Below are 2,319 nucleotides of genomic sequence, written 5' to 3'. Positions count from 1 at the left end.
GAGAGCATCCTCGACGCAACTAAGTCTTATGTTGCCTCGTTTGCAAAGAGTGCGCCGGAGCCGCCGGCGTGGACCGGGCCGCAGGTCGCAAGCGCGCCCGATCTCAAGCAGCTAATCGAGGACTCCTACGACTTCCAGGCCCGAATGCTTGAAGAGAACAAGAAGTTCTCGCTGGCATTGGCCGACGCCTGGGCGGCTGCGGCACCGAGCAAGAACGCCGAGCAGCAGCCGGAGCAGTAACCTTCTTGTTCGAAGCGCGGCGGGCGAGACAGGTCGTCCGCCGCCGAACCTGGCCTGGCCTGGTTGGTGGGCTCGGCGGATGCATCAAGGACTTCGCGTGCGAGACGGCAGCAAGTGACCGACACGATTGATTCATTCTGGCAGGAGCATCTGCGGCAGCTGGGTGAGTTCATCAAGGCGCAGCGCGCGCTCAACCAGCTGTCGCAACGGGAACTTGCGCGGCTGGCGGACCTGTCAGATACGTACCTCAGTCAGCTTGAGCGCGGTCGGCACGAGCCAAGTCTGAGCGTGTTACGCGCATTGGCCGACAGTCTGGGAATCCGCCCAGACGAGTTGATCCTTTACGCAGCGGGCGTCCCGATGCGAAACGATCCGGTGACCACCGAAGATGCCATCAGCGGCGATACCCGCCTAACGCAGGCTCAACGAAGCGCACTATTAGGCGTGCTCCGCAGCTACCTGGACGTCAACCGTAATGGGGCTCTTCATGATCAAGCGTGGTAGTTCGGGGTTGACACGGCGGTCTGCGTTGGCGTGTTGAGCGGCCCTGGGGCCTCAAGATTCGTGGTGCTTGGACACGAGTCGAAGGAGGCCCCAGGTGCACCACGACGGTAGCGCGGCGACGGCGATGCTCGGTCTTGCGGGCTTTGTGCTGTTGGCTGTGTCGGACCATGACGGCGAGTTGGAGTACGCGGTCGAGACAAGTGAGTGGGTGACCGGCTGCCCGGACTGCGGGGTGTTGGCCCGGTTGCATGATCGCCGCCGCACCGACGTACGGGATCTACCGGCCGGTGGCCGGCCGGTGACGCTGGTGTGGATCAAGCGGGTGTGGCGGTGCATGGAGCCGGACTGTCCGCGTCAGACGTGGACCGAGACGAGCGAGCACATTCGGCCGCGGGCGTCATTGACCGAGCGGGCCCGGCGGGAGGCCTGTCGGCGGGTCGGGCAGGACGGCGAGACCGTCGCTCGGGTCGCCGCGCAGTATGGATGTGGCTGGCAGGCGATCATGAACGCGGTCAGGGAGTACGGCACACCGCTCGTTGATGATCCGCAGCGGCTCGATGGCGTGCGGCGTCTCGGCGTCGACGAGACGGCGTTCCTCGCGGCGAACGCCTACCACTCGACTAGCTTCATCACCGGCGTGGTGGATCTGACCGGCCGGGCGGCCCGGCTACTCGACGTCGTCGACGGTCGCAGCGGGAAAGCCTTGTGTGACTGGGTATCCGAGCGCAGCACCGCCTGGCGTGACGCGGTGACCGTGGCGGCGTTGGATCCGTTCCGCGGCTACGCCACCGCGTTGTCCACGTCGCTGCCGGGCGCGGTGCGGGTGCTCGATGCCTTCCATGTCACCCGGCTCGGGTTCGCCGCCGTCGACGAGGTGCGCCGCCGCGTGCAGCAGGATTCGACCGGGCACCGCGGCCGCAAACACGACCCGCTGTACCGGATCCGCCGCCTGCTGCGCCGACGGGCCGACCGGCTCAGTGAGCTGGCCTGGCGACGGCTGCTGATCGGCCTAGATCTCGGCGACGTGGACGAGCAGATCGGCAGGACTTGGATCGCCGCGCAAGACCTCTGCCGGCTCTACCACTGCCGCAGCCGCTACGCCGCCGAACACCACCTGTATCGCTGGCTCATGCACTGCGCCGAAACGAACATCCCAGAACTACACCGCCTCGCCCGCACCCTGGACACCTGGCGCACCGAGCTGCTCGCCTACTTCGACACCGGCGGCCTATCCAACGGACCCACCGAAGCAGTCAACGCCCTCATCAAGAAGATCAAGCGCATCGGCCACGGCTACCGCAACTTCACCAACTACCGGCTGCGGCTACTGCTGCACTGCGGCGTCAACTGGCAGACTCCACAACCAGCACGAATCAGAGGCCGCCTACCACGATTGGCCGCGTAGAGCCCGTAATGGGGCTACCGGGTAAGGACTCTGCGCAGGCGGTGTCCGGTACACGCTCGGCGACGTCAGGGGTGAGGCACCGTTGGGCTAGTGTCGTGCGCCGGGGAATTCAGACGATAATTCCGGCGCCCAGACGATAATTCAGCCCAACTCCCGGCGCGGGACACTAG

At 65.8% G+C, this 2,319-nt stretch carries 3 protein-coding genes; all 3 read left to right on the top strand.

What is annotated here, in order from left to right; genetic code table 11:
• A partial coding sequence (locus VFW69_RS13405; protein ID WP_526501997.1) for a hypothetical protein occupies positions 1-240 on the top strand: 240 nt, incomplete at its 5' end.
• A 114-nt stretch (positions 241-354) separates the two neighbouring features.
• Positions 355-744 carry a helix-turn-helix domain-containing protein gene (locus VFW69_RS13400; protein WP_526501995.1) on the top strand — a complete coding sequence of 130 codons (390 nt, stop codon included), beginning with the start codon at positions 355-357 and terminating at the stop codon, positions 742-744.
• 94 nt (positions 745-838) lie between these two features.
• On the top strand, positions 839-2,149 hold the full coding sequence (locus tag VFW69_RS13395; RefSeq protein ID WP_526501993.1) for an ISL3 family transposase: 1,311 nt from the start codon (positions 839-841) through the stop codon (positions 2,147-2,149).
• Positions 2,150-2,319 lie beyond the last annotated feature (170 nt).

It is taken from the genome of Mycobacterium sp. (assembly GCF_036273375.1).
Classification (GTDB): domain Bacteria; phylum Actinomycetota; class Actinomycetes; order Mycobacteriales; family Mycobacteriaceae; genus Mycobacterium.
This window is presented reverse-complemented; position numbering and strand designations above follow the sequence as displayed.